We start from the raw sequence: 26,184 nt of genomic DNA, 5'->3' as shown, positions 1-26,184 counted from the left end.
CGCGCTCCCGGTACATCAAGCACACGGTAACAAGATCGCAAAAAACGCCTGATCACGGACGGGTGGCGCGGTACCCGTGTGACCGGCGCGGCGAGGTAGGACCAGAGTTTCGGGTGGGGTGGCGACAGGCCGGGTCTAGCGTGGACCCGGCCCGTGCGGCATGGCCCTCCGCCGGCCCTCGTGAGGCGGCGGAAGCGGGCCTCAGCGGCGGCTCAGCGCCGCCTCATCGGCCCAGATCGAATTCGCCCTTCTTGGCTCGTTCGAGGAAGTCCTGCCACTCTCCGGACGAGAATGACAGGACCGGGCTCTGCGTACCGTGCTTGGCGTCGCGCGCCCCGATGGAATGGGACGAACCGGCCAGTGCGGCGATCTCGACGCACGTGTTGCTCGCCCCGCAGTGGGCGCTTCTCCTCCATTGCGGAGCAGGAGTGGCGAAAGGGGACACTCGGTGCCTTTCACAAGGATTGAGCCCCTTAGCGGACCCGTCACCAGGCGTCTTTGGCCGCGGCGATGCGCCGCCGGGATTCGTCGGCGTCCAGCGCCTGGCCCGCCAGGCTTGAATAGGCGAGCCTGTACATATAGGTAACAGCCTCATCCGCAAAGTGGCTGATTGTCAGGGATTCCACGTGCACGATATCAGGGAAAACGATGTCATGCACCGGTGAGAATTCCAGAAGGATAAACGATTCAGCCAACACCGAGTGTGCGATACCCAAGGGCAGGATCTGCACGGTCACGTTCGGCGACTCGGTCATCCGGCACAGATGTTCGAGTTGCTCGCGCATGACCTTCCGGTCGCCGATCAGGCGCTGCAGAACCGACTCGTCCAGCACCACCGAGAGTTCCAGCGGATGCGGGCCGTCCAGCAGCGCGCGGCGCCGCATTCGCACGTCCACCCGGCGTTCCAGTTCCTGCGGCGGCAGCGTGGCGAGGTCGCTCCAGCCGCCGATGACGTGCCGCGCGTAGTCCTCGGTCTGCAGCAGGCCGGGAAAGACGGTGCTGCCCCATTCCTTGGCCGCGGTGGCCTCGGACTCCAGGGCGATGAAATCCGCGAGCGAGCTCGGCAGGTCGCGGTACTCCTCCCACCAGCCGCGCTGCGCCGCGTCGTGCGCCAGCGAGATGAGGTCGGCATGCCGGGGGCCGTCGATCTCGTACAGCTCCAGCAGCCGCCGCACGTCGCCGATCTTCGCGCCGGTCCGCGCGTTCTCCAGCCGGCTCACTTTGGCGGTGGACCAGGCGAGCCGCTCGGCTACCTCGTCCCCGGTGAGACCCCTGCGCTCGCGCAGCCTCCGGAGCTCGGCGGCCAGCCGGCGCTGCCGGACGGAGGGACCTCGGGAAGTGCTCATCTACTCGGGCCTCTCCAGTCCCGGCGGACTGATCAGGGCGCATTCTGCCGCACCTGAACGCCGCAGTGCGAATACATCGGAGCGGATGGGGGAGATTCTACGGCCGATGATTCTTTTGCGCACATGACACCGAAAGTTGCAGCGCAAGGTACAAATGGCCGGTGCGCGGGGTTGGGACGCGCCCTCCGTGGCACCCTGTCCGTATGACCGAGCGGGGGAGCCGGGGATGAGGTACGCGCACGAGGTCGGCAAGGTCCGGGCGGCGGAGCGGGCCCTGATGGCCCGCGTCCCCGACGGCGCCCTCATGCAGCGCGCCGCCGCCGGCCTCGCCTCGGTCTGCGCCCGCCTCCTGCCCGCCGTGTACGGCTCCCGCATCGTCCTGCTGATCGGCGGCGGCGACAACGGCGGCGACGCCCTCTACGCCGGCGCGCGCCTCGCCCGGCGCGGCGCCCGCGTCCACGCCGTGCAGGCCGGTTCCAAGATCCACGAAGCCGGGCTGGCCGACCTCCTCGCCGCCGGCGGCCGCCTCCTGCCCACCGGCGCGGAGGCCGCCATCGCCGGCGCCGACCTGGTCATCGACGGCCTCACCGGCATCGGCGGCACCGGCGGCCTCCGCGACCCGCACGCCCGCTACGCCGCGCTCGCCGCCGAGTCCGCCGCCCTCGTCGTCGCCTGCGACGTGCCGAGCGGCGTGGACGCGAGCACCGGCCGCGTCGACGGCGCCGCCGTCCACGCCGACGTCACCGTCACCTTCGGCACGTACAAGCCGGGCCTTCTCATCGACCCCGGAGCGTCCCACTGCGGAGTGGTCGAACTGGTCGACATCGGGCTCGGCCCCGACCTGCCCGACCCGGACGTCGTCGCGCCGCGCCCGGCCGACGTCCAGCCGCCCGAGCCGGGCGCCGAGTCCGACAAGTACCGGCGCGGCGTCGTCGGCGTCCTCGCGGGCGGCGACGAGTTCACCGGCGCCGCCGTCCTGTGCACCGGCGGCGCCGTCCACGGCGGCGCGGGCATGGTCCGCTTCGCCTCCGTCGCGCACCCGGTCGAACTCGTCCGGCACCGCTGGCCCGAGGCCGTCACCACGGTCATCGACCCCGGCCGCCACGACGCCAAGGTCCTGGAGCGCATCGGCCGCGTCCAGTCCTGGGTCGTCGGCCCCGGCCTCGGCACGGACGACGCCGCCGAGTCCCTCCTCGAAGCGGTCCTGTCCACCGACCTGCCCGTCCTCGTCGACGCCGACGGCCTCACCGTCCTGTCCCGCCGCCGCGACCTGCTGGCCCGCGCCGCGCCGACCGTCCTCACCCCGCACGCGGGCGAGCTGTCCCGCCTGATCGCCGCCGACCGCGCCGCCATCGAGGCCGCCCGCCTCGACCACGTCCGCCGCGCCGCCGCCGAACTCTCCGCGACCGTCCTGCTCAAGGGCTCGACGACGCTGATCGCAGAGGCCGACCGCCCAGTCAGGGTCAACCCCACAGGCACCCCCCGCCTAGCCACCGCCGGCACGGGCGACGTCCTGTCCGGCCTGATAGGCGCCCTCCTGGCCGGCGGCCTCCCCGCCCTGGACGCCGCCACGGCAGGCGCCTACCTCCACGGCCTGGCCGCCCGCCTGGCCGCGGCCCCCACCCCAGGCGCCGAATCCCCCATAAGCGCCCACGACGTCATCAACTCCCTCCCCGCCGCCTTCCGCACCATCACCCGGTAACCACACACCACCTGTGCGACGGTGCGCGGACATGGGGTCTTGAGCGGCACACTTAGAGTCATGAGGGTTCCTGCGGAGGCGCGTGTTGATCTGGGCGCCATCGGCGACAACGTCGGGCTGCTGCGCGAGCGGGCGCGGGGGGCCGAGGTCATGGCGATGGTGAAGGCCGAGGCGTACGGGCACGGGCTGGTCGAGGCGGCGGGGGCGGCGCTCGCGGGCGGTGCGTCGTGGCTCGGGGTCGCGAAGCTGGCCGAGGCGCTGCGGCTGCGGGACGCCGGTGTCACGGTCCGGACGCTGGTGTGCATCGGGGTGCCCGGCGAGCCGTACGCGGAGGCCGTCGCGAAGGACGTCGACCTCACCGTGGGGGCGGTCTGGCTGCTGGACGAGGTCGTCCGGGCGGCGGAGCGGGCCGGGCGGCAGGCGCGGATCCATCTGAAGGCCGACACGGGCATGACCCGGGGCGGGGCGAGCGGTGCGGACTGGGAGGCGCTGGTCGACGCGGCGCTGAAGGCGGAGGCCGCCGGGCAGGTGCGGGTCGTCGGGGTCATGTCGCACTTCGCCTGCGCGGACGAGCCCGGCCATCCGTCGATCGCGGCGCAGCTCGGCGCGTTCACCGAGATGGCGGCGCACGCGGAGAAGGCGGGCGCGCGGTTCGAGGTCCGGCACATCGCCAATTCGGCGGCGGCGCTGACCCTGCCGGAGGCGCGGTTCGACCTCGTCCGTCCCGGGATCGCGACCTACGGGCTGACGCCGGTGCCCCGGCTCGGGACGTTCGGGCTGCGCCCGGCGATGACGCTGGTGGCGGACGCGGCCCTGGTCAAGCGGGTCCCAGCAGGCCGCGGAGTGTCGTACGGTCACACCTACACCACGCGAGCGGCCGCCAACCTGGCCGTGGTGCCCGTCGGGTACGGCGACGGGATCCCCCGGAACGGGTCCAATCTCCTGGAGGTCCTCGCGGGTGGGCGCCGCAGGACGATCGCCGGGCGGGTCTGCATGGACCAGTTCGTCATCGACCTCGGCGACGACCGGCTGACGGCGGGTGACGAGGTCATCCTGTTCGGGCCGGGCGACCGCGGCGAGCCGACCGCGCAGGAGTGGGCGGACGCCTTGGGCACGATCTCCTATGAGATCGTCACCCGCATCGGGTCCCGGGTGCCGAGGGCGTATCCGGGACGGGCGCTGTAGGGGGCGCGTGCATGGACGGCAGGAGCAGACGCAGGATCGGCCTGGCCGGGGTCGTCGCGGGCGCCGGCGCGGCGGGCGTGGGCGCGGCCGTCGGGCTGCGGCGCTTCGCGGTGGGCCGGGTGCGGCTGCGGCCCGACCCGGACGCCGGTGAGCCGTTCGGCGAGCTGCGCGGGCGGGAGCTGACGGTCGAGGCCGCGGACGGCGTCCCGCTGCACGTCGAGGTGGACGGTCCCGACGACGCCGGCCCCACCGTCGTGTTCTGCCACGGCTACACCCTCAACCAGGACTCGTGGCACTACCAGCGCCGCGACCTGCGCGGTCTGGTGCGGATGGTCTTCTGGGACCAGCGCAGCCACGGCCGGTCGGGGCGCAGCGCGCCGGTGCGGGCGACGATCGAGCAGACCGGCGACGACCTGCTCGCGGTGCTGGAGGCGACGACGGGCCCGGAGGAGCGCGTCGTCCTCGTCGGGCACTCCATGGGCGGCATGTCGATCATGGCGCTGGCGGAGCGGCATCCGGAGGTGTTCGAGCGGCGGGTCGCGGGCGTGGCGCTGGTCAACACCTCGTGCGGCGAGCTGGCGGAGATGACGCTCGGGCTGCCGCTGGTGCTGGCGAAGGCCGTCCGGCCGCTGGCGCCCGGGGCGCTGCGCGGTCTCGGCCGCCGCGCGGAGCTGGTGGAGCGGGCCCGCGGGCTCGGCGCCGACCTGGCGTTCGTCGTCACGCGGAAGATGGCGTTCGCCGACAAGTACGTCAGCCCGTCCGTCGTCGACTTCTTGGAGCAGATGATCAGGGCGACGCCGATCGACGTGATCGCGGAGTTCTATCCGGCGCTGATGGGCCACGACAAGACGAGCTGCCTCGGCGTCCTCGGCCGGGTGCCGGTGCTGGTGCTGGCCGCCGGGCGGGACCGGCTGACCCCGGCCGAGCACTCCCGCCGCATCGCGGCGGAGCTGCCGGACGCGGAGCTGGTGGAGGTGGAGGAGGCCGGGCACGTGCTGCCGCTGGAGTACCCCGGCGTGGTGACCGGCGGGCTGCGGCGGCTGATCGCCCGGGTCCGCCCCGAGGAACGTCCCGAGCAGGAGGAGGAGCGAACCGCGTGAAAGCGTTCACCGTCACCGTCCCGACCGCGACGGACATGCACGAACTGGGGCTGCGCCTCGCCGCGCGGCTCCGGGCGGGCGACCTGCTCGTGATGACGGGCCATCTCGGCGCGGGCAAGACGACGCTCACGCAGGGGATCGGCGAGGGGCTGAAGGTGCGGGGGCCGATCACCTCGCCCACGTTCGTCATCGCGCGGGTGCATCCCTCGCTCGCCGGCGGCCCGTCGCTGGTGCACGTGGACGCCTACCGACTGGGCGGTTTCGCGGAACTCGACGATCTGGATCTTGATGCGTCGATGACGGAATCGGTGACGATCGTGGAATGGGGAGAAGGGCTCGCGGAGGGCCTTGCCGAGGACCGGCTGGAAGTGATCATTTCGCGCGGTGACGGGCCCGGTGAGGAACGCGAAGTAAGGATCGTCGGGGTCGGTCATCGCTGGTCCGACCTGGAACTCGACGCCGGATGACCGGCTGAGGGCAACTTCTCCGTTTTTTGCCAACCGGGGTGGTCCACTTTACGGCCACATGTCGTACTCTTTGCCGGAACAAGCCTCACTTACGACATATCGATTCTCAACGGGAGTGGGAACCGGTGAGTGGTAGCCATCGCAGCGGTAGTGACCGCGACAGCTACCGCGGTTCGGGCGGTGGCCAGGGGCCAGGCGGCGGTTACCGGCCGGACGGCGGTGGATACGGCACGGGCGGCTACGCCGCGTCCGGCTCCGGTTCCGGCGGCCATGAGTCCGGCGGCTACGGGTCCGGCGGCTACGGGCCGGGGCGAACGGGTAGCGGTCCCTACCAGAGCGACAGCGGCCCCTACCAGCGCGAAACCGGCCCCTACCAGACCGGGAGCGGCGGCTACCCGTCCGAAACCGGCGGCTACCGTTCCGACACCGGCGGGTACCGGACGGCGGGCGGCGGCGGAGCAGGCGGCCGGCGCGACACCGGCGGCTACCGCTCCGGCAGCGGCGGGTACCGCTCCGACACCGGCGGATACCGCTCGGCCAGCGGCGGGTACCGCACCGGCAGCCACCGGGTGGCGCGCGACGGCCGCGGCGGACGGCGCTGGGCCGCGATCCTCGGCGGCGTCGGCGCCGGCATCGCCGTCTGCGTCCTCGCGGTGGTCGTCGTCCTGACCGGCGTCGGCGCGAGCGGCGACAAGGAGGGCGGCCAGATCGTCGGCAGCGGCGCCACCGAGAGCTCCCCGACGGCGAAGGGCGAGCGCAGCGTCGTCCCCGACGCCTGCACGATCGTCGCCCAGGACCTCATCGACCGGCTCGCGCCGGGCTCCGAGCGCACCCAGGCCGACAACTACCAGAGCAACGAGCGGCAGAACCAGTGCGTGTGGGGCGCCTACGCGGGCGACACCAAGCGCCAGCTCACCGTCGAGCTCCGCGCGATCGCGGGCGACGCGGGCCGGACGCCCACGGACGCCGCGAGCAGGACGCTCATCTCCGAGCGCACCGCCGACGAGTCCGGCAAGGCGCTGCTGCCCGGGCAGAAGCTTACCGACAAGACCCGGACCAAGGACGTCGGTGACGACGGCTACATCGTCTACAGCGTGGACAAGGGACAGGGGTCCGGCGAGGCCGTCGGCAACATCCGGCTCGCGAACGTCCTCGTCACGATCCACTACGCGGGATCCGACGACGGCGACCCGCTCTCGTCCGGGGCGGCCACCGACGGGGCCACCGAGGTCGCCAAGACCGTGATCCAGGCCCTCGAACAGGGCTGACCGTCCGAGGCCACGGCCCGCCGCCTGACCGGTAGGCTTACAACCCGTGCTGGTCTTGGCTTTCGATACCGCGACCGCCGCGGTCACCGTGGCGCTGTACGAGTGGATTCCGGGTGAGGGCGCCGTACCGCGCGGCACCGCCGAGGCCGTCGACCGGCGCAGACACACCGAACTGCTCACACCGTCCATCGCGCAGGTGATGGCGGAGGCCGGAGCGGTCCCCGAAGACCTCAGCGCGATCGCCGTCGGCGTCGGGCCCGGCCCCTACACGGGGCTGCGCGTCGGGCTGGTCACCGCCCGCGCCATGGGGGAGGCCCTGAGCGTCCCCGTGCACGGGGTCTGCACGCTGGACATCATCGCCTGGGCCACCGGACGGGACGAACCGTTCGTCGTCGCCACCGACGCCCGCCGCAAAGAGGTCTACTGGGCGCGGTACGACTCGGCACGCGCGCGCGCCACCGAACCCGCCGTAGGCCCGCCGTCGGACGTCCCCGAGGGGCTGCCCGTCGTCGGCGAGGGCGCCGCCCTCTACCCCGACGTCCTGGGTGAATCCGGCCATGAGCCCCTGCTGCCGTCCGCCGGCGCCCTCGCGGAGCTGACCGTCGCCCGCCTGGCCGGGCTCAAGGTCCCCGAACTCCTCCCGCCGGAGCCGCTCTACCTGCGCCGCCCCGACGCGAAGGAGCCGGGGCCCCGCAAGAAGGTGACCCCGGCATGACCGGTGTCGTCCTGCGGCCGATGACCGACGCCGACCTGCCGGCCGTCCACCGGCTGGAGGAGGCCCTGTTCCCCGAGGACGCCTGGAGCGAGGAGATGCTCCGCGGCGAACTCGCCGAGCAGCCGCGCACCCGCCACTACGTCGTCGCGGAGGAGCCCGGCGGCGAGATCGTCGGGTACGCGGGCCTCGCCGCCGCGGGCGGGCAGGCCGACGTGCAGACCATCGGGGTGCGCGCCGACCGGCGCAAGGACGGCATCGGCGCGGCGCTGCTCACCGCGCTGCTGAACGAGGCCGTCCGCCGCAACAGCGAGGCGGTGTTCCTGGAGGTCCGCGCCGACAACGACGCCGCGCACCGCCTCTACGAGCGGTTCGGCTTCGTCAAGGTCGGCCTCCGCAAGCGCTACTACCAGCCCTCCGACGTGGACGCGATCGTGATGAGCCGCCCGCTCACCCGCCGTCCGCCCATGGGCTTCAACCGGGAGAACTGATGATTCGGGACGAGCCGCTGGTGCTCGGCATCGAGACCTCCTGCGACGAGACCGGGGTCGGGATCGTTCGCGGGCACACGCTGCTGGCGGACGCCATCGCCTCCAGCGTCGACCAGCACGCCCGGTTCGGCGGCGTCGTGCCGGAGGTCGCCTCGCGCGCCCACCTGGAGGCGATGGGGCCGACCGTCGAGCGCGCGCTCGCCGACGCCGGCGTCACGTTCGCCGACGTGGACGCGTTCGCCGTCACCGCCGGTCCGGGCCTGCCGGGCGCGCTGATGGTCGGCGTCGCCGCCGCGAAGGCGTACGCGCTGTCGCTGGGCAAGCCGCTGTACGGCGTCAACCACCTCGCCGCGCACGTCTGCGTCGACCAGCTCGAACACGGCCCGCTGCCGAAGCCGTGCGTGGCGCTGCTGGTGTCGGGCGGCCACTCCTCGATCCTGCTCGTCCCGGACGTGACGGACGAGGTCCACTCGCTCGGCAGCACGGTCGACGACGCGGCGGGTGAGGCGTTCGACAAGGTCGCGCGGGTCCTCGACCTCGGCTTCCCCGGCGGCCCGGTGATCGACCGCATGGCCCGCGAGGGCGACCCCGCCGCGATCGCGTTCCCGCGCGGCAAGTACAAGGACGGCACCTACGACTTCTCGTTCTCCGGCCTGAAGACGGCGGTGGCCCGCTGGGTCGAGGCCAAGGAGCGGGCGGGCGAGCCCGTCCCGATCGCGGACGTGGCCGCGTCCTTCCAGGAGGCCGTGGTCGACGTCCTGACGCAGAAGGCGCTGAAGGTCTGCAAGGACAACGGCGTCCGCGACCTGCTGATCGGCGGCGGCGTCGCCGCGAACTCCCGCCTGCGCGCCCTGGCCGCCGAACGCTGCGAGGCCGCGGGCGTCCGCCTCCGCGTCCCCCGCCCGAAACTCTGCACCGACAACGGCGCGATGGTCGCCGCCCTGGGCTCGGAACTCGTCGCCTCAGGCCGCCACCCGTCCGACCTGGAACTACCGGCAGACTCCAGCCTCCCCATCGAAACCATCACGCTGTAACACCCAGGGGGGCGACGTTTGCCCAGGGGGGCGACCCCCTGGAACCCCCGTCGCGACGCAGGCGATCCTCACGCCGTCGTTGAGGTCTGTCGTGCCTGTGCGGGTGTGCGTGGCGTCGCTGCGGTCGTCTGCGTCGGCGGGTCGGGCGGCCTCCGGGCGCTAGGGCGCCCTACGGCCGCCCGACCCGTGGCCGCCCAACCCGTGGCTGCCCGCCCTGTGGTCGCCGGTTGAGGTTTCAGGGTGCTCTTCTCTTCAACATTCTGGGAGGAGATTGGCCAGGTAGTCCTCGTAGAGGGGGACTTGGGCCTCGTCCAGGACGCGGTCGTCGTCTTCGGGGAGGAGGTCGAGGAGGCTGCGGACGTCCCAGTACGGGTCGTGGGCGTGGCCGCCGGAGACCTGGTCGAAGGTGGCGCGGAAGCGGTCGGCGACGGACGGGCCGTAGCGGAGGGCCAGGCCGCGGCGCATGCGGGCGATGTCGACGGAGACGGGGCCGGACGAGGCGTCCGACCAGTCGACGACGCCGGTGAGCTTGCCGTAGGACCACAGCGTGTTGTCGGCGTGGTAGTCGCGGTGGATGAACCGGGCGGGCGCTTCGGGGGCGGGCCGGGCCGCGACCTCGAAGGCGCGTTGCCACAGGCTGGGGCGGAGCGCGTGCTTGGGCGGGCGGCGCACGTCGAGCCGGTTGTAGGGGATGTACGGGGGCATCGTGGACGCGCCGTTCAGGGCGTGCACCGACAGCAGCGCGGCGGCCAGCTGGATGAGGTATTCGGGCAGGTCGTCGGGGGACGGCCGGGGCGGGTGGCCGCTGAGCCGGGTGATGAGCAGGGCGGGGACGTCGCAGTAGGCGCCGGCGGGGTCGGCGGCGACGAGCTCCGGGGTGGGGATCTCGCAGCCGGCGAGGAGGGCGAGCGCGGCGATCTCGCGTTCGGGGGAGAAGTCGGCGTCGCCGTAGCGGCGGGCGGCGCGGCCGTCGGCGGGGCGGCCCGTCCAGCGGCGCAGGACGAGGCGGTGGGCGCTGCCGGAGCCGCTCTCCACGAGCAGGGCGTGGTTGGCGTGCGCGGTCCCGCCGGCGAGCGGCCGCACCATGCGGACCTCGGCGCCGCGGCCGAGGCACTCCTCGACCCAGCGCAGGGTGGGGTGGCCGGGCGGGGCTCCGGTCGGCAGGCAGGCAGCCGGTGTGCGAGTCACCTGATCCATGAAAACGGATTCCGAAGGGTATTGGGAGTGATTTTGCGAAGACGGAACGTAACAAATTGCACGTCAGCGGGGTCGGGTGCGGGAGTATCTCCGGTCGTCGCGGGCGTTTGCCGGACAAACACCGCGGATTCCGTCCGGTATCCGAATGCGGCTCGGGTGGGGCCCGCGGCCGGGCCCCACCCGATGGTTCCGATCGCCGGTCAGTCCTTCGGCTCGCGGCGGGGCCGGAGCAGGGCCTCGGCGAGCGCGAGCATCGTCTCCTCCAGCGTGGACAGCCGCTTCAGCACGTCCTCGTGCACCGCGTTGACCTGCTTGGAGACCTCGTCGTGGACGCCGTCGACCTTGCGGCCCACCTCGTCCTCGACGTGCAGGAAGCGCTTGGCGAACTCGGCCTGCGCGGCGTCGGCGCGGCGGCCGGCCTCGTCCTGCATGCTCTCCACGCGCCGCGCGAACTCGGCGTGCACGCCGCCGACCTGCCGCGCGACGTCCTCCTGCATGTTGCCGACCTGCTTGGCGACGTCGTCGTGGATGCTGCCGACCTGGCGGGTGACGTCCTCGTGGATGTCGCCGATCCGCTTGCCGAAGTCGTCGTGGACGCCGCTGACCTGCTTGGTGACGTCCGCGTGCACCGACTCCACCCGGCGGGAGACGATGTCGACCTGCGCGGTGAACTCCTCCAGCGCGACGTCGACCCGCTTGGCGACCTCCTCGTGGATGTTCTCGATGCGCTTGCGGACGTCCTCGTGCACGTCCTCGAAGCGGCGGGAGAACTCGTCCATCCGCTTGGCGACGTCGCTGTAGGCGGTCTCGGCGATCTGCGACATGGTCGCCTTGACCTCGTCGCGGTCCGGCCGGGCGCGCAGCTCCTCGATCAGCGGGTCGACCGCCTCGGCGAGGTGCTTCTCCAGCGCGTCGAACCGGTCGCCGTACTCGGCCGCCGGACGCTGCGCGATCTCGGCCAGCAGCCGGTGCACCTCGGCGATCTCCAGCGTGGCGGGGAGCCGGCCGATCCGCTCGCCGATCCCGTCGAGCCGGCCGTCGAGGCTCTCGAACCGGCCGTCCAGGCCCTCCAGCTTGCCCGACAGCCCCTCCAGCCGGCCGTCGACGCCGTCCAGCCGCCCGTCCAGCCCGTCGAGCCGGCCGCCGACGCCCTCGACCCGGCCGTTGACCGCCTCCAGCCCCTGCTCCATCCGCTCGGCCATCTCGCCGAGCGCCTGGTCGACCCGGGCCGTGACCCCGTTGATCGAGTGCTCCAGCCGCTCGGACCGGTGGCCCAGCTCGGCGAGCGACTTGTCCAGCCGGTTGAACCGGACGGACGCGGCCTCCATGCTGCCCTGGAGCTTGTCGAGCCGCTTGGTCATCTCGTCCATGCGCTGGGACGCCTGCTGCGTGGCGTCCGTGATGTGCTGCGCGGAGTCGAGGACGGCCTGGATGCGGGTCAGGCCCTCGTCGACGTTCTCGGCGACGACGCCGACGTCGGCCCACAGCGCCGGCAGTTCGGCGACGGGCTTGACCCGCTCGCCGAACGACTCGATGTGCTCGGCCAGTCCTTCGGCCCATTCCGGGGGCTTGCCGGACAGTTCGTCGACCTGCCCGCGGACGCTCTCGAGCTGCCCGGTCAGCCCGGTGAGCTCCCGCTCGCGGACCTCGCGGAGCAGCCACTCCATGCCTTCCAGCCGCTGGCGAATCTCGTCCAGGACCTGACCCTGTGAGCGCTGTTCATAGACGTGGTCCTGCGCCGCACGGGCGAGCAACTCCCGCATCCGATCCGAGACCGGTTGACCTCCCGTCTGCAGGAAGTTGTGATTCGTTTCCACCCGATGCTCCTTCGTGTGCCGGCGCGACGAAATGACGCACGGCAAATGAATCTCTGAGGTGGCCACTGTAGTGCGTGTGAGGGACCGCTAAAACGGGTAGCAGAGAAGATTGCGAGTTCTGCGGAATGCGCCTGTTATCCGGCTGGGGCGGAAAGTAAGAAATAGCCGGGAGCGGGGTTGATCACCGCTACGCGGCAATCGCCTTGATCGTCATGATGCGGCGGGGATGCGCGGTGGCCGGGGACGGTGCCGTGTCCGTACATCTCGTACAACATCGGCAGTTCCCGAACCGGGCGCGGCGGCGGCACGCCGGTGCGCGGCCGCGGCCGCGAGGCGGCGCAGGGCGGATTCAAGCCCTATTTCGGAGGGTATTCCGCGGCGCCGAAGTCCCGGCCGGTGAACCCGTCCCGGTGTTTTCGGGCGCGTCGGTCCCGGCGCGCCGATTCGGGGCCGGAGCCGCCGCGTTGCCGGGCGCCCGCAATCCCTGGTGGACGCGATGCCGGAAAACGCCGATGATTTGCACCGCCGTGGCGCGTCGCCCGGCCCCGCTTGGCGTTGCCCGGCCGCGCGGAAGATCTTTGGGCACGGTTGCCGGGCGGCCCCGCTCCGGGCGGGTCAGCCCGCCGGGTCAGCCCGCCGGGGGAGCGGGCGCGGCGGGGCGGGCGAGCAGGGCGACCGGATCGCGGCCGACCCGGGTGACCACCAGCGTCGCCTGCGCGGCGCCGTGCCCCGGCCGGCGCCCGGCGAAGCCGAGGTCGCGGCGCAGCCGGTCGACGTCGACGGCCGAGCCGCGCTTCTTGACCGTCAGCACCCCGACCTCGCGGCGGCGCAGCTCGGCGCGCAGGCGCTTCACCGAGAACGGCATGACGTCCTCGATCTCGTAGGCGGACGCGAACGGCGTCGGGAACAGCCGGTCGGACGTGATGTACGCGATCTGCGGATCGGCCAGCCCGCCGCCGACCAGTTCTGCCACCTCGCCCACCAGATGGGCGCGTATCACCGCTCCGTCGGGCTCGTATAGGTAACGGCCCCATGGGCGGACATCGGGGCCGTCCGATACTTGCGGGGTCAATGTCCAGACCTGCGGGTCGGTGTCGGACGACAGCAGCGTGGCCCGGCGGCCGACGTCCCCTGCGAGCGACCCCAGCCAGAGGGCCGCCTCCTTGACGTCGCCGTGGACCGACACCCACTCGGCTTCTGCGCCGTCCGGGAGGGCTTCATGCGGGATGCCGGGCGCCACCTTGACGCACGCTCCAGGGACCTTCTGCGCTCTGTCCAGGACGACGTCGAGCGGCGGCTCGTAGGAGCGCGGGTCGAAGACCCTGCCCCGTGCAGTGCGCCGCCCGGGGTCGGCGAACACCGCGTCGAAGCCGTCCAGAGCGGCCTCAGTCGCGTCGCCGACGCGCACGGACGCGTCGAGGCCGAATTCGGTCACGTTCGCCTGCGCCACCTCGGCCGTCAACGGGTCGAGTTCCACGCCTTCGCCGGTGAGGCCCGCGCGCGCCCGCGCGATGAGGTCGGCCCCTATCCCGCAGCCCATGTCCAGCACACGCGCGCCGTCCAGCCGGTCGGCGAACCGTCGCGCTCTGTGCGCCGCCACACTCGCACGGGTGGACTGCTCAAGGCCCGCCTGCGTGAAGTACATGCGGTCGGCGTCCGGGCCGAACTTGGCCCGTGCCCGCTCCCGGAGCCGCACCTGCGTGAGCGCCGCTGCGACCAGCGCGGGATCGTGTCGTTCGCGCAGCCGCGTCGCCGTGGCGAGCAATCCGTCCTCGCCGACGTCCGCCGCCGCCGCCTCGCCGAGGAGTGCCTGGCCGGAGGGGGTGCGCAGGGCCCGGAACGACGCGATGTCCATGGAGCGAAGTTAGCGTCAGGTGAACGGCGCCCGGTGCCTCCGTGTCCGTGTTGACGGGCTCCCGAGCACGGAATAGTCTCCATGACTGGCACTCTCGTACTGAGAGTGCCAACAACAGCGACAAGGTCGGTCTGGCACCCGCGACGGCAGGCCGGTCCAGGGTCGCCTCTTCTGTCACATGTGCTGGCCGGTCATCCGTGGCCGGCCGAGGACCAATCGAAGGGGAGGTCAGATCGTGACGACCGCCACCAAGGTTGTTCTCAAGCCGCTTGAGGACCGCATCGTCGTCCAGCCGCTTGAGGCCGAGACCACCACCGCGTCGGGCCTGGTGATCCCGGACACCGCCAAGGAGAAGCCCCAGGAGGGCACCGTCCTTGCCGTTGGCCCGGGTCGCGTCGACGACAAGGGCGAGCGCGTCCCGGTCGACGTCAAGGTCGGCGAGGTCGTGCTCTACAGCAAGTACGGCGGCACCGAGGTCAAGTACAACGGCGAGGAGTACCTCGTCCTCTCGGCCCGCGACGTGCTCGCGGTCATCGAGAAGTAATCACCGAGACGTGATGCACCCGCCCCGGTCGGCGCCGCCTTCGGCGGGGCTGCCGGGGCGGATCGCGTAATAGAGGAGTATCCGCATGGCGAAGATCCTGGAGTTCGAGGAGGACGCTCGCCGGGCTCTTGAGCGCGGCGTCAACGCTCTCGCGGACGCCGTCAAGGTGACGATCGGCCCGCGCGGCCGCAACGTCGTCATCGACAAGAAGTTCGGCGCGCCGACCATCACCAACGACGGCGTCACCATCGCCCGCGAGGTGGAGCTGGAGGACCCCTACGAGAACCTCGGGGCCCAGCTCGCCAAGGAAGTGGCGACCAAGACCAACGACATCGCGGGCGACGGCACCACCACGGCGACCGTCCTCGCGCAGGCGCTGGTCCGGGAGGGCACCCGCAACGTGGCCGCCGGCGCGTCCCCGCTCGCGCTCAAGCGCGGCATCGACGCCGCCGCCCAGCACGTGTCCGACCAGCTGCTGAAGTCGGCCCGCGAGATCGTCGAGAAGGACGAGATCGCGCACGTCGCGACCATCTCCGCGCAGGACCCGCAGATCGGCGAGCTGATCGCGGAGGCGTTCGAGAAGGTCGGCAAGGACGGCGTCATCACCGTCGAGGAGGCCCACACCATGGGCCTCGAGCTGGAGTTCACCGAGGGCCTCCAGTTCGACAAGGGCTACCTGTCGCCGCACATGGTCACCGACCACGAGCGCATGGAGGCCGTCCTGGAGGACGCCTACGTGCTCATCGTGGACGGCAAGATCTCCAACGTGCAGGAGTTCCTGCCGCTGGCCGAGAAGGTCGCGCAGACCAAGAAGCCGCTGCTCGTGGTGGCCGAGGACGTCGAGGGCGAGGCCCTGGCGCTGCTCGTCGCCAACAAGATCCGCGGCACCTTCACCTCCGTCGCGGTCAAGGCGCCGGGCTTCGGCGACCGCCGCAAGGCGATGCTGGGCGACATGGCCACCCTGACCGGCGGCCAGGTCGTCAGCGAGGCCATCGGCCTCAAGCTCGACTCCATCGGCCTGGAGGACCTCGGCCGCGCCCGCCGGATCACCGTCACCAAGGACGCCACCACCATCGTCGACGGTGAGGGCTCCGCGGACGAGATCACCGCGCGCGTCAACCAGATCAAGGTCGAGATCGAGAACTCCGACTCCGACTGGGACCGCGAGAAGCTGCAGGAGCGGCTGGCCAAGCTGGCCGGCGGGGTCTGCGTGCTGCGGGTCGGCGCCGCCACCGAGGTGGAGCTGAAGGAGAAGAAGCACCGCCTGGAGGACGCCATCTCGGCGACCCGCGCGGCGATCGAGGAGGGCATCGTCTCCGGCGGCGGCAGCGCGCTGGTGCACGTGGCCAAGGAGGGCTTCGACACCCTCGGCCTGTCCGGCGACGAGGCCACCGGCGCCGAGGCGGTCCGCCGCGCGCTCAACGAGCCGCTGCGCTGGATCTCCGAGAACGCCGGCCAGGAGGGCTACGTCGTCGTCTCCAAGGTGCAGGCGCTGCAGGCCGGCCACGGCTACAACGCCGCGACCGGCGAGTACGGCGACCTGATCGCCCAGGGCGTCATCGACCCGGTGAAGGTCACCCGCTCCGCGGTCACCAACGCCGCCTCGATCGCGGGCATGCTGCTCACCACCGAGGCGCTCGTGGTCGACAAGCCGGAGGAGGCCGAGGAGGCCGCCGGCGGCGGTCACGGCCACGGCCACGGGCACGGCCACTGACCCATCCCGCGTCCCGGCCGGGGCCGTCCGCCCCGGCCGCGTGGGAGAGGCCGCGCCGGTCCGACCGGCTCCGCGACCCCCGTCCACCCGGTGGACGGGGGTCGCTGGCATGTACCCGAATGGGAAGTTCTTTATCCGGTGGGCGGTTTGATCTTTCGTGACGCGTGGCAATGAAATGATCGCATGACGTAATATTCCCAGGTTCGTTCCAGCACTGTGACCATTCCGTTGTCAACGACGGGGCAGACACGCCCGGCGGCGCTGGGCATCATGCTTGACGTGACCGAGGGATGCTTCGCCGGGACCATGACCGCGCGCGCTGCCGAACCCTCGGGAGGTCCGGCCCCGCCACCGCCCCGTGACGCCGCCCGCGACACCGGCCGCGGGACGCGGGCGCTGCGCGCGGCGGATGCCGCCGACGGCGACCTCAAGGAGCTGACGAACCTCGCCGTCCAGGGCGACCCGGGCGCCATCGAGGTCCTCATCGCCGAGGTGCGCCCCATGATCGTCCGGTACTGCCGGGCCCGGCTCGGCCGGGTGTCCGGGCAGTACCACATCGCCGACGACGTGGCCCAGGAGGTCTGCATCGCCGTGCTGTCGGCCCTGCCCCGCTACCGGGACATGGGCCGCCCCTTCGCCTCGTTCGTCTTCGGCATCGCCGCGCACAAGATCGCGGACGCGATGCGCAGCGCGGTGCGCGCCGCCGTGCCCACCGAGGACCTGCCGGACGGCCCCGACGACCGGCCCGGGCCGGAGGAGACGGTGGTCCGCTACATCGAGGCGCAGCGCGCCCGCGACCTGCTCACGCGGCTGCCCGAGCACCAGCGCGAACTGGTGCTGCTGCGCGTCGTCGCGGGGCTGTCGGCCGAGGAGACCGGCAACGTGCTCGGCATGTCCGCCGGCGCCGTGCGGGTCGCGCAGCACCGCGCCCTGGCCCGGCTCCGGGCGATGGCGAGAGAGGAGTCGATCGCTTGACGGAGCGAGGCCCCCTCACCGGCATCGGGGGCGCCCCGAATCCGGCCGAGCCCTCGCACTCCGGTGATGCCCCGGCCCCGGCACCGGCCCACGCCCGCGCCCCGGCCGGTCCGCCGGCCGCGGACCTGGCGGCCGTCCGCCGCACCGACGCCCTCATCGAGTCGCTGGCGGCGCGGCGCCCGCCCGTGACCGCCGCCCCGCACCCGGCGCCACCCGCGTGCGCGGGCGACGAGCCCGACCCGGCGGTGCGGCTGCTGCACGCGCTGATCATCGACGTGGACGAGCAGAGCGCCGACCCCGCCCCGCCGGCGCCGCCCGCGCCGTCCGGGCCCGGCCCGCGCCGCCGCGGGTCCCGCACGATCGTCGCGCTCGGCGTGGCGGGCGCCGTCCTCGCCAGCACCGGCGTCGCGGCTGCGGGCGGCGGCGCCGACCGCTCCACGGGCGCCGCGCCGGCGCCGCGCGCGTCCGAGCACGCCGCCCCGGCCGCCATGCCCGCCGCGGGCGACGCCGACGCCGCGACCCGCGCCCGCCCGCAGGAGCCGTCCGCCGCGCCGGCGCCCGTGCCGGAACCGACGAGGACGGGCAGGCCGTCCCGCGGCGGGGAGCGCGAGGACATCACGCGCCTCAAGCGCCGCCTGGACGACCTCTTCCCGCCCCGGCGGCACCACGAGCGCCGCCCGGAGGGCCCGGTCAGGATCACGCGCGCGGCTCCGTCCGACCGCCCGGAGGCCGCGCCGGGCGACGACCCCGTCCTCGATCTGGACGACCTGGCCGCGCTGCGGCGGGAGGCGGAGCGCCGGACCGACCGCTACCGGGCACCGCGCTGGGACGACTGATCCCGGCCGGCGGCCGGGCCCCGGCGGGCGCTAGTTCTCGTCGCGGCCCTCTTCGCTGTCGATCACGCCGTCGACGTAGCCGCGGGCGTACTCCCAGCTGACGTAGTCGACGGGATCGGGGGACAGGGCGGGCTCGTGGACGCGGGGGAGCCCGGCGTCCAGCAGGTGGCGCAGGTTGCCGTGCAGCAGTTCCCAGTCGATGTAGTGGAGCTTGCCGCAGTCGCCGCAGTCGACGGTGAGGCCGCGCACGCCGAGCGGCTCCAGCAGTGCACGGAAGACCTCCAGGTCGGCGAGGTCGGCCAGCACGTCCTCCCGCTCCGTCACGCTGAGCGGAGCGGCCTCGTCTCCGGGGTCGCCGAGCGCCGCCGCCGGATCCTCCGGGTCTCCGGCGAACGGGTCGAGCGGTGCGTCGTCGTGCACACTCCCACGCTACTGCCGGAGCCCCCGAAAGGTGCACCCCCCGGTCTCCTCTGTGCGCGAACAATTACGCGGAGTGTCCGCCGGGCGGGGGAATGCTCAGGGGCGTCCGGCGTGTTTCCTGATGTCATCAAGGCCACGCGGCCGCAGCGTGCAAGAGCCCGCGCCGGTGCGGGTGAACGCCCTACCATGGGGACAGGGTCCTTGTGACCTGGCCCGATGCCGCAACCGATACGGGAAGGTTGTCATGAACCCCGCCGCCGAGCCCGACAAGTTCCTTCCGCAGGGCCTGACCTTCGACGATGTGCTCCTGCTCCCGGGCTATTCCGACCTCCAGCCCGGCGAGGCCGACACCACGACCAGGCTGACCCGCGAGATCTCGCTGCGGATCCCGCTCGTCTCGGCGGCGATGGACACGGTGACCGAGGCGCGGACGGCGATCGCCATGGCCCGGCAGGGCGGCATCGGCGTGCTGCACCGCAACATGTCGATCGAGGACCAGGCCGAGGAGGCCGACCGGGTCAAGCGGTCCGAGTCCGGGATGATCACCAACCCGGTCACCTGCCTGCCGGACGCGACGCTCGCCGACGTCGAGGAGCTGTGCGCCCGCTACCGGATCTCCGGCGTGCCGGTGACCGACGTGCGCGGCGTGCTGGTCGGCATCGTGACCAACCGCGACATGCGCTTCGAGTCGGACCTGTCCCGCCCGGTCCGCGAGGTGATGACCCCGATGCCGCTGGTGACGGCGCCGGTCGGGGTGGCGCGGGACGAGGCGTTCCGGCTGCTGGCGGGCAACAAGGTCGAGAAGCTCCCGCTGGTGGACGCCGACGGCCGGCTCAAGGGCCTCATCACCACCAAGGACTTCACCAAGAGCGAGCAGTACCCGGACGCCACCAAGGACGGCGACGGCCGGCTGCTCGTCGCCGCCGCCGTGGGCGTCGGCGAGGACGCGATCCGCCGCGCGAAGGCGCTCATCGAGGCGGGCACCGACGTCATCATCGTGGACACCGCGCACGGCCACTCCAAGGGCGTCGCCGACACGATCGCCTCGATCAAGGGCAACTCGGGCGTGCAGGTCGTCGGCGGCAACGTCGCGACCGAGGCCGGCGCGCAGGTCCTGGTGGACGCGGGCGCCGACGCGATCAAGGTCGGGGTCGGGCCCGGCTCCATCTGCACCACCCGCATCGTCGCCGGCGTCGGCGTGCCGCAGATCACCGCGATCTCCGGGGCGGCCCGCGCGGCGCGGCCGGCCGGCGTCCCGGTGATCGGGGACGGCGGCCTGCAGTACTCCGGCGACATCGCGAAGGCGCTGGTCGCGGGCGCCGACACCGTGATGCTCGGCAGCCTGCTCGCCGGGGTCGAGGAGTCCCCGGGCGAGCTGATCTTCGTGCACGGCAAGCAGTACAAGTCCTACCGCGGGATGGGGTCGCTCGGCGCGATGCGCAACCGCGAGCGCGGCGCGTCCTACTCCAAGGACCGCTACGCCCAGGCCGACGTCAGCGCCGAGGAGAAGCTGATTCCCGAGGGCGTCGAGGGCCAGGTGCCCTACCGCGGCCCGCTCGCCAACGTCGCGCACCAGCTCGTCGGCGGCCTGCACCAGTCGATGTGGTACGCGGGCACCCGGACGATCCCCGAGCTGCAGGAACGCGGCCAGCTGATGCGGATCAGCGCCGCCGGGCTGCGGGAGAGCCACCCCCACGACATCCAGATGACCGTCGAGGCCCCGAATTACCAAGGCCGATAGAATCCCCAGGGTAGGAACCCCAACCTGCAACAACCGAAACGTCGCGATCGCGTGCGAAGCCGGGTTCGAGCTTGCGAGAACCTGATCGCGCAGCGAGCCCCCTGGGCGAGTCGGAGCGATGCAGCGATCGCCGCGTCGCCCGCCGAGGGAAGGTGCTCCGGCACCTGACGCCGAGGGCGATGAAAGGAACAGAGTGGCTGCTGAGGTGGAGATCGGCCGGGGCAAGAGCGGCCGCCGGGCGTACGCCTTCGACGACATCGGCATCGTGCCGTCCCGCCGGACGCGCGACCCCGAGGAGGTCAGCGTCGCCTGGCAGATCGACGCCTACCGGTTCGAGATGCCGCTGGTCGTCGCGCCGATGGACAGCGTCGTCAGCCCGGCCACCGCGATCGCCGTCGGCCGGCTCGGCGGCCTCGCCGTGCTCGACCTCGAAGGGCTGTGGACGCGGTACGACAACCCCGAGCCGCTGCTCGCCGAGATCGCCTCGCTGGACGACGTCCGCGCCACCCAGCGGCTCCAGGAGATCTACACCGAGCCGATCAAGGAGGAGCTGATCGGCCGCCGGATCGAGGAGGTCCGGGAGGCGGGCGTCACCGTCGCGGCGCGGCTGTCCCCGCAGCGCACCGCCCAGTTCCACAAGGCCGTGATCGACGCGGGCGTCGACCTGTTCGTGATCCGCGGCACGACGGTGTCCGCCGAGCACGTGTCCGGCCGCGCCGAGCCGCTGAACCTCAAGCAGTTCATCTACGACCTCGACGTCCCGGTGATCGTCGGCGGCTGCTCCACCTACACGGCCGCGCTGCACCTGATGCGGACCGGCGCGGCGGGGGTGCTCGTCGGGTTCGGCGGCGGCTCCGGGCACACCACGCGGACCGTCCTCGGCGTCGCCGTCCCGATGGCGACCGCGGTCGCGGACGTGGCCGCCGCCCGCCGCGACTACATGGACGAGTCCGGCGGCCGGTACGTGCACGTCATCGCCGACGGCGGCATGGTCAACAGCGGCGACATCGCCAAGGCGTTCGCCTGCGGCTCCGACGCGGTGATGGTCGGCTCCCCGTTCGCCCGCTCCACCGAGGCCCCGGGCCGCGGCTACCACTGGGGCAGCGAGGCGCACCACGGCGATGTCCCGCGCGGCACCCGCCTCGATCTCGGGACGATCGGGACGATGGAGCAGATCCTGCACGGCCCGTCCCATGTCGCGGACGGCTCGATGAACCTCATCGGGGCGCTGCGCCGCGCGATGGCGACCGCCGGTTACACGGAGTTGAAGGAGTTCCAGCGGGTACAGGTCGTGGTGGCTCCCCGCCGGTCCACCGACTGAGAGCGAACCCACGCCTCGTGCGGAAATTTCCGGGGTGGGCCCATCCTTACTCTTGGGTAGGTACTGCTCGGAAACCGAACGCTGTGGGGGGATAAGCGATGACGGCATCACCGGTGACGGGCCTCGGAAGCTCCCGGCTGGGCCCGGCCGAACGGGCCGCGGCGCTCGATCGGATGGCCCGCGAGGAGTTCGATGTGGTCGTCGTGGGCGGCGGGATCGTCGGTGCGGGCGCGGCGCTCGACGCGGCGACCCGCGGCCTGTCGGTCGCGGTGGTCGAGGCGCGGGACTTCGCGTCCGGCACCTCGTCGCGCTCCTCGAAGCTGATCCACGGGGGCCTGCGCTACCTGGAGCAGTACAACTTCGACCTCGTCCGGGAGGCGCTGACCGAGCGCAGCCTGCTGCTGCAGCAGATCGCGCCGCACCTGGTGAAGCCCGTCCCGTTCCTGCTGCCGACGACCCACCGCGTGTGGGAGCGGGCGTACCTCGGCGCGGGCGTGGCCCTGTACGACGCGCTCGCGTTCCAGATGGGCAGCACGCGCGGCGTCCCGCACCACCGGCACCTGACCCGGCGCGGGGCGCTGCGGCTGGCGCCGTCCCTGCGCAAGGACTCGTTCACCGGCGCGATCCAGTACTGGGACGCGCAGGTCGACGACGCGCGCTTCGTGATGACGGCGCTGCGGACGGCCGCGCAGTACGGCGCCCAGATCGCGTCCCGCACCCAGTGCCTCGGCTTCCTGCGGGAGGGCGAGCGCGTCACCGGCCTGCGGATCCGCGACCTGGAGGGCAACACGACCAGCGAGGTCCGCGCGAAGCAGGTCGTGAACGCCACCGGCGTCTGGACGGACGACATCCAGGAGCTCGTCGGCGGCCGCGGCCAGATCCACGTGAAGGCGTCCAAGGGCATCCACCTGGTCGTCCCGAAGGACCGCATCCACTCCTCGACGGGCATCATCCTGCGCACGGAGAAGTCCGTGCTGTTCGTGATCCCGTGGGGCCGGCACTGGATCATCGGCACGACCGACACCGCGTGGGACCTCGACCGCGCGCACCCGGCCGCGTCCAAGGCCGACATCGACTACGTCCTCGACCACGTCAACTCGGTGCTGTCCACGCCGCTCACGCACGACGACGTGGAGGGCGTCTACGCGGGCCTGCGCCCCCTCCTCACGGGGGAGACCGAGGAGACGTCGAAGCTGTCCCGCGAGCACGTGGTCGCGCACCCGGTGCCCGGCCTCGTCCTCGTGGCGGGCGGCAAGTACACCACGTACCGGGTGATGGCCAAGGACGCCATAGACGCCGTCGCCCACGGCCTGGACGGCAAGGTCGCCGAGTCCTGCACGGACCGCATCCCGCTCGTCGGCGGCGACGGCTTCCAGGCCATGTGGAACGCGCGCCACCGGCTGGCGTCCCGCTCGGGCCTGCACGTCGCCCGCATCGAGCACCTCCTGCGCCGCTACGGCACCCTGCTGGACGACCTGCTCGGCCTGATCTCCGACAAGCCGGACCTGGCCAAGCCGCTCACCGGCGCCGACGACTACCTGCGCGCCGAGGTCGTCTACGCCGCCACCCACGAGGGGGCTCGGCACCTCAACGACGTCCTCGCCCGCCGCACCCGCATCTCGATCGAGACGTGGGACCGGGGCGTCGGCGTCGCCCAGGAGGCCGCCGACCTGCTGGCCCCAGTGCTCGGCTGGTCCAAGAAGCAGCGCGACCGGGAGATCGAGTACTACCGCAAGCGGGTGGAGGCCGAGCGCGCCTCCCAGACGCAGGAGGGCGACCAGGAGGCCGACGCGCACCGGCGCGGCGCCCCGGACATCGTGCCGATAGCGACTCCGTGATCCCGCTCGCCCCGGCCGGCGCCGCGCTCAGGCGGGCCGGTCGGGGCGGGGCGCCTGCACCAGGGTCTTGCCGGTGGCGTAGAGGTCGGCGGGGACGCGGGCCGGGTCCAGCAGGTGCTGGAAGGCCAGCCCGAAGTCGAGGGCCATGGTGAGGGCGGCGCGGTCGGCGGGGCCGATGCGGTCGGCACCGCCCTCCCCGGCACCGCCCTCTCCGGCGGTGCCTTCGGCCGGCGCGCCGGCGTCGGCGGGTTCGAGTTCGCGGGCGAGCCGGTCGCGGCGCTCGGCGTACCAGTCGGCGATGCGCCAGCCGGCGGCGTAGTCGCGCATGCCGTAGAGCCAGAACTCGACGAGCAGCAGGGCGAGGCGGCGGGGGCGGTCGTCGGCGGTGCCGCGGCGGGGCGGGCGGCCGGTGACGGCGGCCTCCCGGGCGGCGTCGCGGGCGGCGTCCCGCTCGGCGGCGCGGAGCTCGTCGCAGACCTCCGGGCCGGTGCGGTCGCTGGTGATGCGCTCCATCAGGGCCAGCAGCAGGTCGGTCTTGCCCGCGAAGTTGGAGTAGACGGCGCCCTTGGTGAGGCCCGCGGCCGCCGCGATGTCGTCCAGCGAGGCGCCGTGGATGCCGCGTTCGGCCCAGAGCCGCTCGGCGGCGGCCAGCAGGGCGGTGCGGGTCTGCTCGCGCCGGTCGCGGCGCGGGCGCGGTCCGCCGCCGGACGGCGGCCGGCCGGTCGCCCCCGCCGCTGGCCGCTGGTCGCCGTGGGCGTCCGTCATTCGCTGTTCCCCTCCGTGTCGAGACCCGCGCGCCCCCGGGCGCGCCGTCCGTCCCTCCGTCCGCGGTACGCGCGCCCGAGATTCTCTCCTTCGGGGATACACCGGCGGAGCATGGTCAGTCTCCCGGTTGCGCAAGTCCGGGCGGTTGGAACGCTCCGTTCGGCGCGGCTTGTCAGGTGGGGACGAACGTAACGCGATCAGGTGGGGCATATCACTCCAAGTAGCGCGTTACTTGCGGGTAGCCAAAATGGGCGGGTGGTCATACGCTGCCTGCATGGCATCCCCGACGGTCCCTGCCAAAGGCGCGGCAGAGCACACGCTCCCCCAGACCCTGATCGACCGGCTGGCCTCCCACGTCGCCTCGGACGGCTCCGAGACCGCGACGATCCCCAGTCCGTTCACCGGTGAGCCCCTCGCGACCGTCCCGATCTCCGGTGCCGACGACGTCCGCAAGGCCTACGCGCGCGCCCGGGAGGCGCAGCGGGCCTGGGCGGCGCTGCCGGCCGGCGAGCGGGTCAAGCCGTTCCTGCGGCTGGCGGACGCGCTGGTCGCCCGGCGCGCGGAGATCCTCGACGTCATCCAGCTGGAGACGGGCAAGGCGCGCCGCCACGCGCTGGAGGAGTTCCTCGACGTGGCGCTGTGCTCGCTGTACTACGCCCGGCGGGCGCCGGGGCTGCTGAAGCCGAAGCGCCGGCAGGGCATGATGCCGGGGCTGACGCGGGTGCGGGAACTGCGGCACCCGAAGGGCGTCGTGGCGCTGATCGCCCCCTGGAACTACCCCTTCGCGCTGGGCGCCAGCGACATCGCGCCCGCGCTGATGGCGGGCAACGCGGTGATCCACAAGCCGGACACCCAGACCTGCCTGTCCAGCCTGTGGGTGCTGGACCTGCTGGTCTCGCTCGGGCTGCCCCGCGACCTCTGGCAGATCGTCGTCGGCGACCCCGCGGAGATCGGCGACCCGCTGCTGGAGGAGGCCGACTACGTCTCCTTCACCGGCTCGACGCGCGGCGGCAAGGCGATCGCGGCCAAGGTCGCGCCCCGGCTGATCGGCTACTCGCTGGAGCTCGGCGGCAAGAACCCGATGATCGTCATGGCGGACGCCGACGTGGAGCGGGCCGCGCGCGGCGCCGTCCGCGCCTGCTTCACCAACGCCGGGCAGCTGTGCATCTCGATCGAGCGGATGTACGTCCACGAGGACGTCTACGACCGGTTCGTGCCCCGGTTCGTCGAGCTGGTCAAGGGCATGAAGCTCGGCACCGGCCTCGACTTCGAGGCCGAGATGGGCTCGCTGACCCACCGGCGCCAGCTGGACGCGGTGACCCGGCACGTCGACCAGGCCGTTGAGGAGGGCGCCACCGTCCTCGCCGGCGGCAAGGCGCGTCCCGACGTCGGCCCGCTGTTCTACGAGCCGACCGTCCTCGCGGACGTCAGCGGCGACATGGACCTGTGCGCGAACGAGACGTTCGGGCCCGTCGTCGCCGTCTACAAGTACCGGGACGAGGACGAGGTCGTCGCCCGCGCCAACGACACCGACTACGGGCTGAACGCGTCGGTGTGGACGAAGTCCCCGGCGCGGGCTCGCCGGCTGGCCGCCCGCATCCAGGCGGGGACGGTCAACATCAACGACGGCTACGGCGCCGCGTACGCCTCCTACGACTCGCCGATGGGCGGGATGAAGCAGTCGGGCGTGGGACGCCGCCACGGGGCCGAGGGCCTGCTGAAGTTCACCGAGGTGCAGACCGTCGCGAGCCAGCACCTCATGGACCTCGAACCGCCCGCCGGCATCGGCTACGACACGTTCGCCGACTACATGGCGAACGGCATCAGGCTCATGAAGAAGCTGCGGATCAAGTAGG

General features: G+C 72.7%; 23 protein-coding genes. 16 read left to right on the top strand and 7 right to left on the bottom strand.

Going from position 1 to position 26,184, the window contains the following annotated elements:
* Positions 1-223 precede the first annotated feature (223 nt).
* Both ACGFI1_RS21195 and ACGFI1_RS21190 read right to left on the bottom strand, forming a co-directional pair.
* Positions 224-595 carry a DUF397 domain-containing protein gene (locus ACGFI1_RS21195; protein ID WP_138637919.1) on the bottom strand — a complete coding sequence of 124 codons (372 nt, stop codon included), beginning with the start codon at positions 593-595 and terminating at the stop codon, positions 224-226.
* Positions 486-1,346 carry a helix-turn-helix domain-containing protein gene (locus tag ACGFI1_RS21190; protein WP_138637920.1) on the bottom strand — a complete coding sequence of 287 codons (861 nt, stop codon included), beginning with the start codon at positions 1,344-1,346 and terminating at the stop codon, positions 486-488. The genes ACGFI1_RS21195 and ACGFI1_RS21190 overlap by 110 nt, the downstream gene beginning before the upstream one ends.
* Before the next feature lie 226 nt (positions 1,347-1,572).
* Between ACGFI1_RS21190 and ACGFI1_RS21185 the strand changes: the two genes are divergently transcribed.
* The 8 genes from ACGFI1_RS21185 to tsaD all read left to right on the top strand — a co-directional run bounded on the left by ACGFI1_RS21185 (position 1,573) and on the right by tsaD (position 9,305).
* Entirely contained in the window at positions 1,573-3,048 is a 1,476-nt protein-coding gene (locus ACGFI1_RS21185; RefSeq protein ID WP_392787223.1) for an NAD(P)H-hydrate dehydratase, read from the top strand.
* A 60-nt stretch (positions 3,049-3,108) separates the two neighbouring features.
* Positions 3,109-4,233, top strand: coding sequence for an alanine racemase (alr, locus tag ACGFI1_RS21180; RefSeq protein WP_392787220.1), 1,125 nt, complete (start codon positions 3,109-3,111; stop codon positions 4,231-4,233).
* An 11-nt stretch (positions 4,234-4,244) separates the two neighbouring features.
* The gene (locus ACGFI1_RS21175; protein WP_392732621.1) at positions 4,245-5,333 is read left to right on the top strand and encodes an alpha/beta fold hydrolase; all 1,089 of its coding nucleotides are present in this window, start codon (positions 4,245-4,247) and stop codon (positions 5,331-5,333) included.
* A 35-nt stretch (positions 5,334-5,368) separates the two neighbouring features.
* Positions 5,369-5,800 carry a tRNA (adenosine(37)-N6)-threonylcarbamoyltransferase complex ATPase subunit type 1 TsaE gene (tsaE, locus tag ACGFI1_RS21170; RefSeq protein WP_138641406.1) on the top strand — a complete coding sequence of 144 codons (432 nt, stop codon included), beginning with the start codon at positions 5,369-5,371 and terminating at the stop codon, positions 5,798-5,800.
* A 125-nt stretch (positions 5,801-5,925) separates the two neighbouring features.
* Positions 5,926-7,068 carry a hypothetical protein gene (locus ACGFI1_RS21165; RefSeq protein ID WP_392787217.1) on the top strand — a complete coding sequence of 381 codons (1,143 nt, stop codon included), beginning with the start codon at positions 5,926-5,928 and terminating at the stop codon, positions 7,066-7,068.
* Between the two features lie 46 nt (positions 7,069-7,114).
* A complete protein-coding gene (tsaB, locus tag ACGFI1_RS21160; RefSeq protein WP_138641408.1) occupies positions 7,115-7,783 on the top strand; it encodes a tRNA (adenosine(37)-N6)-threonylcarbamoyltransferase complex dimerization subunit type 1 TsaB in 669 nt (222 codons plus the stop codon).
* The gene (gene rimI, locus ACGFI1_RS21155) at positions 7,780-8,271 is read left to right on the top strand and encodes a ribosomal protein S18-alanine N-acetyltransferase (protein ID WP_301175475.1); all 492 of its coding nucleotides are present in this window, start codon (positions 7,780-7,782) and stop codon (positions 8,269-8,271) included. The genes tsaB and rimI overlap by 4 nt, the downstream gene beginning before the upstream one ends.
* Positions 8,271-9,305: a tRNA (adenosine(37)-N6)-threonylcarbamoyltransferase complex transferase subunit TsaD gene (gene tsaD / locus ACGFI1_RS21150; RefSeq protein ID WP_171069437.1), complete on the top strand. Its 1,035-nt coding sequence runs from the start codon at positions 8,271-8,273 to the stop codon at positions 9,303-9,305. The genes rimI and tsaD overlap by 1 nt, the downstream gene beginning before the upstream one ends.
* 252 nt (positions 9,306-9,557) lie before the next feature.
* Here tsaD and ACGFI1_RS21145 read toward each other — a convergent pair whose 3' ends face one another.
* The 3 genes from ACGFI1_RS21145 to ACGFI1_RS21135 all read right to left on the bottom strand — a co-directional run bounded on the left by ACGFI1_RS21145 (position 9,558) and on the right by ACGFI1_RS21135 (position 14,174).
* Complete coding sequence (locus ACGFI1_RS21145; protein ID WP_392787214.1) at positions 9,558-10,502, bottom strand: phosphotransferase family protein; 945 nt, start codon at positions 10,500-10,502, stop codon at positions 9,558-9,560.
* Between the two features lie 200 nt (positions 10,503-10,702).
* On the bottom strand, positions 10,703-12,319 hold the full coding sequence (locus ACGFI1_RS21140; protein ID WP_387072264.1) for a hypothetical protein: 1,617 nt from the start codon (positions 12,317-12,319) through the stop codon (positions 10,703-10,705).
* Positions 12,320-12,947: 628 nt separating this feature from the next.
* On the bottom strand, positions 12,948-14,174 hold the full coding sequence (locus tag ACGFI1_RS21135) for a class I SAM-dependent methyltransferase (protein WP_392787212.1): 1,227 nt from the start codon (positions 14,172-14,174) through the stop codon (positions 12,948-12,950).
* A gap of 235 nt (positions 14,175-14,409) precedes the next feature.
* Here ACGFI1_RS21135 and groES point away from each other — a divergent pair, with 235 nt between their 5' ends.
* The 4 genes from groES to ACGFI1_RS21115 all read left to right on the top strand — a co-directional run bounded on the left by groES (position 14,410) and on the right by ACGFI1_RS21115 (position 18,243).
* The gene (gene groES / locus ACGFI1_RS21130; RefSeq protein WP_089324409.1) at positions 14,410-14,718 is read left to right on the top strand and encodes a co-chaperone GroES; all 309 of its coding nucleotides are present in this window, start codon (positions 14,410-14,412) and stop codon (positions 14,716-14,718) included.
* A gap of 85 nt (positions 14,719-14,803) precedes the next feature.
* On the top strand, positions 14,804-16,432 hold the full coding sequence (gene groL, locus ACGFI1_RS21125) for a chaperonin GroEL (protein WP_138641517.1): 1,629 nt from the start codon (positions 14,804-14,806) through the stop codon (positions 16,430-16,432).
* A gap of 279 nt (positions 16,433-16,711) precedes the next feature.
* A complete protein-coding gene (locus tag ACGFI1_RS21120; RefSeq protein ID WP_364551043.1) occupies positions 16,712-17,407 on the top strand; it encodes a sigma-70 family RNA polymerase sigma factor in 696 nt (231 codons plus the stop codon).
* Positions 17,404-18,243 carry a hypothetical protein gene (locus ACGFI1_RS21115; protein WP_392787209.1) on the top strand — a complete coding sequence of 280 codons (840 nt, stop codon included), beginning with the start codon at positions 17,404-17,406 and terminating at the stop codon, positions 18,241-18,243. The genes ACGFI1_RS21120 and ACGFI1_RS21115 overlap by 4 nt, the downstream gene beginning before the upstream one ends.
* 30 nt (positions 18,244-18,273) lie before the next feature.
* Here the strand turns inward: ACGFI1_RS21115 and ACGFI1_RS21110 are convergent, their stop codons facing one another.
* The gene (locus ACGFI1_RS21110) at positions 18,274-18,663 is read right to left on the bottom strand and encodes a DUF5319 domain-containing protein (protein WP_089324405.1); all 390 of its coding nucleotides are present in this window, start codon (positions 18,661-18,663) and stop codon (positions 18,274-18,276) included.
* Between the two features lie 244 nt (positions 18,664-18,907).
* Here ACGFI1_RS21110 and guaB point away from each other — a divergent pair, with 244 nt between their 5' ends.
* From guaB to glpD, 3 genes are all read left to right on the top strand, one after another.
* A complete protein-coding gene (guaB, locus tag ACGFI1_RS21105; RefSeq protein WP_138640125.1) occupies positions 18,908-20,404 on the top strand; it encodes an IMP dehydrogenase in 1,497 nt (498 codons plus the stop codon).
* A gap of 205 nt (positions 20,405-20,609) precedes the next feature.
* Positions 20,610-21,725: a GuaB3 family IMP dehydrogenase-related protein gene (locus ACGFI1_RS21100; RefSeq protein WP_364551093.1), complete on the top strand. Its 1,116-nt coding sequence runs from the start codon at positions 20,610-20,612 to the stop codon at positions 21,723-21,725.
* Positions 21,726-21,823: 98 nt separating this feature from the next.
* Positions 21,824-23,563 (top strand): glycerol-3-phosphate dehydrogenase, encoded by a 1,740-nt coding sequence (gene glpD / locus ACGFI1_RS21095; RefSeq protein WP_138640124.1) that lies wholly within the window; start codon positions 21,824-21,826, stop codon positions 23,561-23,563.
* Between the two features lie 27 nt (positions 23,564-23,590).
* Here the strand turns inward: glpD and ACGFI1_RS21090 are convergent, their stop codons facing one another.
* Positions 23,591-24,328, bottom strand: a complete 738-nt coding sequence (locus ACGFI1_RS21090) for a helix-turn-helix domain-containing protein (RefSeq protein ID WP_392787207.1) — start codon at positions 24,326-24,328, stop codon at positions 23,591-23,593.
* 274 nt (positions 24,329-24,602) lie between these two features.
* Here ACGFI1_RS21090 and ACGFI1_RS21085 point away from each other — a divergent pair, with 274 nt between their 5' ends.
* Positions 24,603-26,183 carry a succinic semialdehyde dehydrogenase gene (locus tag ACGFI1_RS21085; RefSeq protein ID WP_138640122.1) on the top strand — a complete coding sequence of 527 codons (1,581 nt, stop codon included), beginning with the start codon at positions 24,603-24,605 and terminating at the stop codon, positions 26,181-26,183.
* Position 26,184: the final 1 nt, after the last annotated feature.

It is taken from the genome of Actinomadura geliboluensis, from assembly GCF_043197915.1.
Lineage (GTDB): Bacteria > Actinomycetota > Actinomycetes > Streptosporangiales > Streptosporangiaceae > Spirillospora > Spirillospora geliboluensis.
The sequence above is the reverse complement of the archived record's forward strand: the minus strand, read 5'-3'. Positions and strand labels throughout refer to the sequence as shown.

Excerpts from the sequence above, each read along its gene's own strand:
- guaB (WP_138640125.1), top strand. The coding sequence starts at position 18,908 with ATGAACCCCGCCGCCGAGCCCGACAAGTTCCTTCCGCAGGGCCTGACC.
- ACGFI1_RS21195 (WP_138637919.1), bottom strand. The coding sequence starts at position 595 with ATGAGGCTGTTACCTATATGTACAGGCTCGCCTATTCAAGCCTGGCGG.
- glpD (WP_138640124.1), top strand. The coding sequence starts at position 21,824 with ATGACGGCATCACCGGTGACGGGCCTCGGAAGCTCCCGGCTGGGCCCG.
- ACGFI1_RS21185 (WP_392787223.1), top strand. The coding sequence starts at position 1,573 with ATGAGGTACGCGCACGAGGTCGGCAAGGTCCGGGCGGCGGAGCGGGCC.
- ACGFI1_RS21090 (WP_392787207.1), bottom strand. The coding sequence starts at position 24,328 with ATGACGGACGCCCACGGCGACCAGCGGCCAGCGGCGGGGGCGACCGGC.
- ACGFI1_RS21175 (WP_392732621.1), top strand. The coding sequence starts at position 4,245 with ATGGACGGCAGGAGCAGACGCAGGATCGGCCTGGCCGGGGTCGTCGCG.
- tsaE (WP_138641406.1), top strand. The coding sequence starts at position 5,369 with ATGCACGAACTGGGGCTGCGCCTCGCCGCGCGGCTCCGGGCGGGCGAC.
- alr (WP_392787220.1), top strand. The coding sequence starts at position 3,109 with ATGAGGGTTCCTGCGGAGGCGCGTGTTGATCTGGGCGCCATCGGCGAC.
- ACGFI1_RS21085 (WP_138640122.1), top strand. The coding sequence starts at position 24,603 with ATGGCATCCCCGACGGTCCCTGCCAAAGGCGCGGCAGAGCACACGCTC.
- groL (WP_138641517.1), top strand. The coding sequence starts at position 14,804 with ATGGCGAAGATCCTGGAGTTCGAGGAGGACGCTCGCCGGGCTCTTGAG.
- ACGFI1_RS21145 (WP_392787214.1), bottom strand. The coding sequence starts at position 10,502 with ATGGATCAGGTGACTCGCACACCGGCTGCCTGCCTGCCGACCGGAGCC.
- rimI (WP_301175475.1), top strand. The coding sequence starts at position 7,780 with ATGACCGGTGTCGTCCTGCGGCCGATGACCGACGCCGACCTGCCGGCC.
- ACGFI1_RS21135 (WP_392787212.1), bottom strand. The coding sequence starts at position 14,174 with ATGGACATCGCGTCGTTCCGGGCCCTGCGCACCCCCTCCGGCCAGGCA.
- ACGFI1_RS21190 (WP_138637920.1), bottom strand. The coding sequence starts at position 1,346 with ATGAGCACTTCCCGAGGTCCCTCCGTCCGGCAGCGCCGGCTGGCCGCC.
- tsaD (WP_171069437.1), top strand. The coding sequence starts at position 8,271 with ATGATTCGGGACGAGCCGCTGGTGCTCGGCATCGAGACCTCCTGCGAC.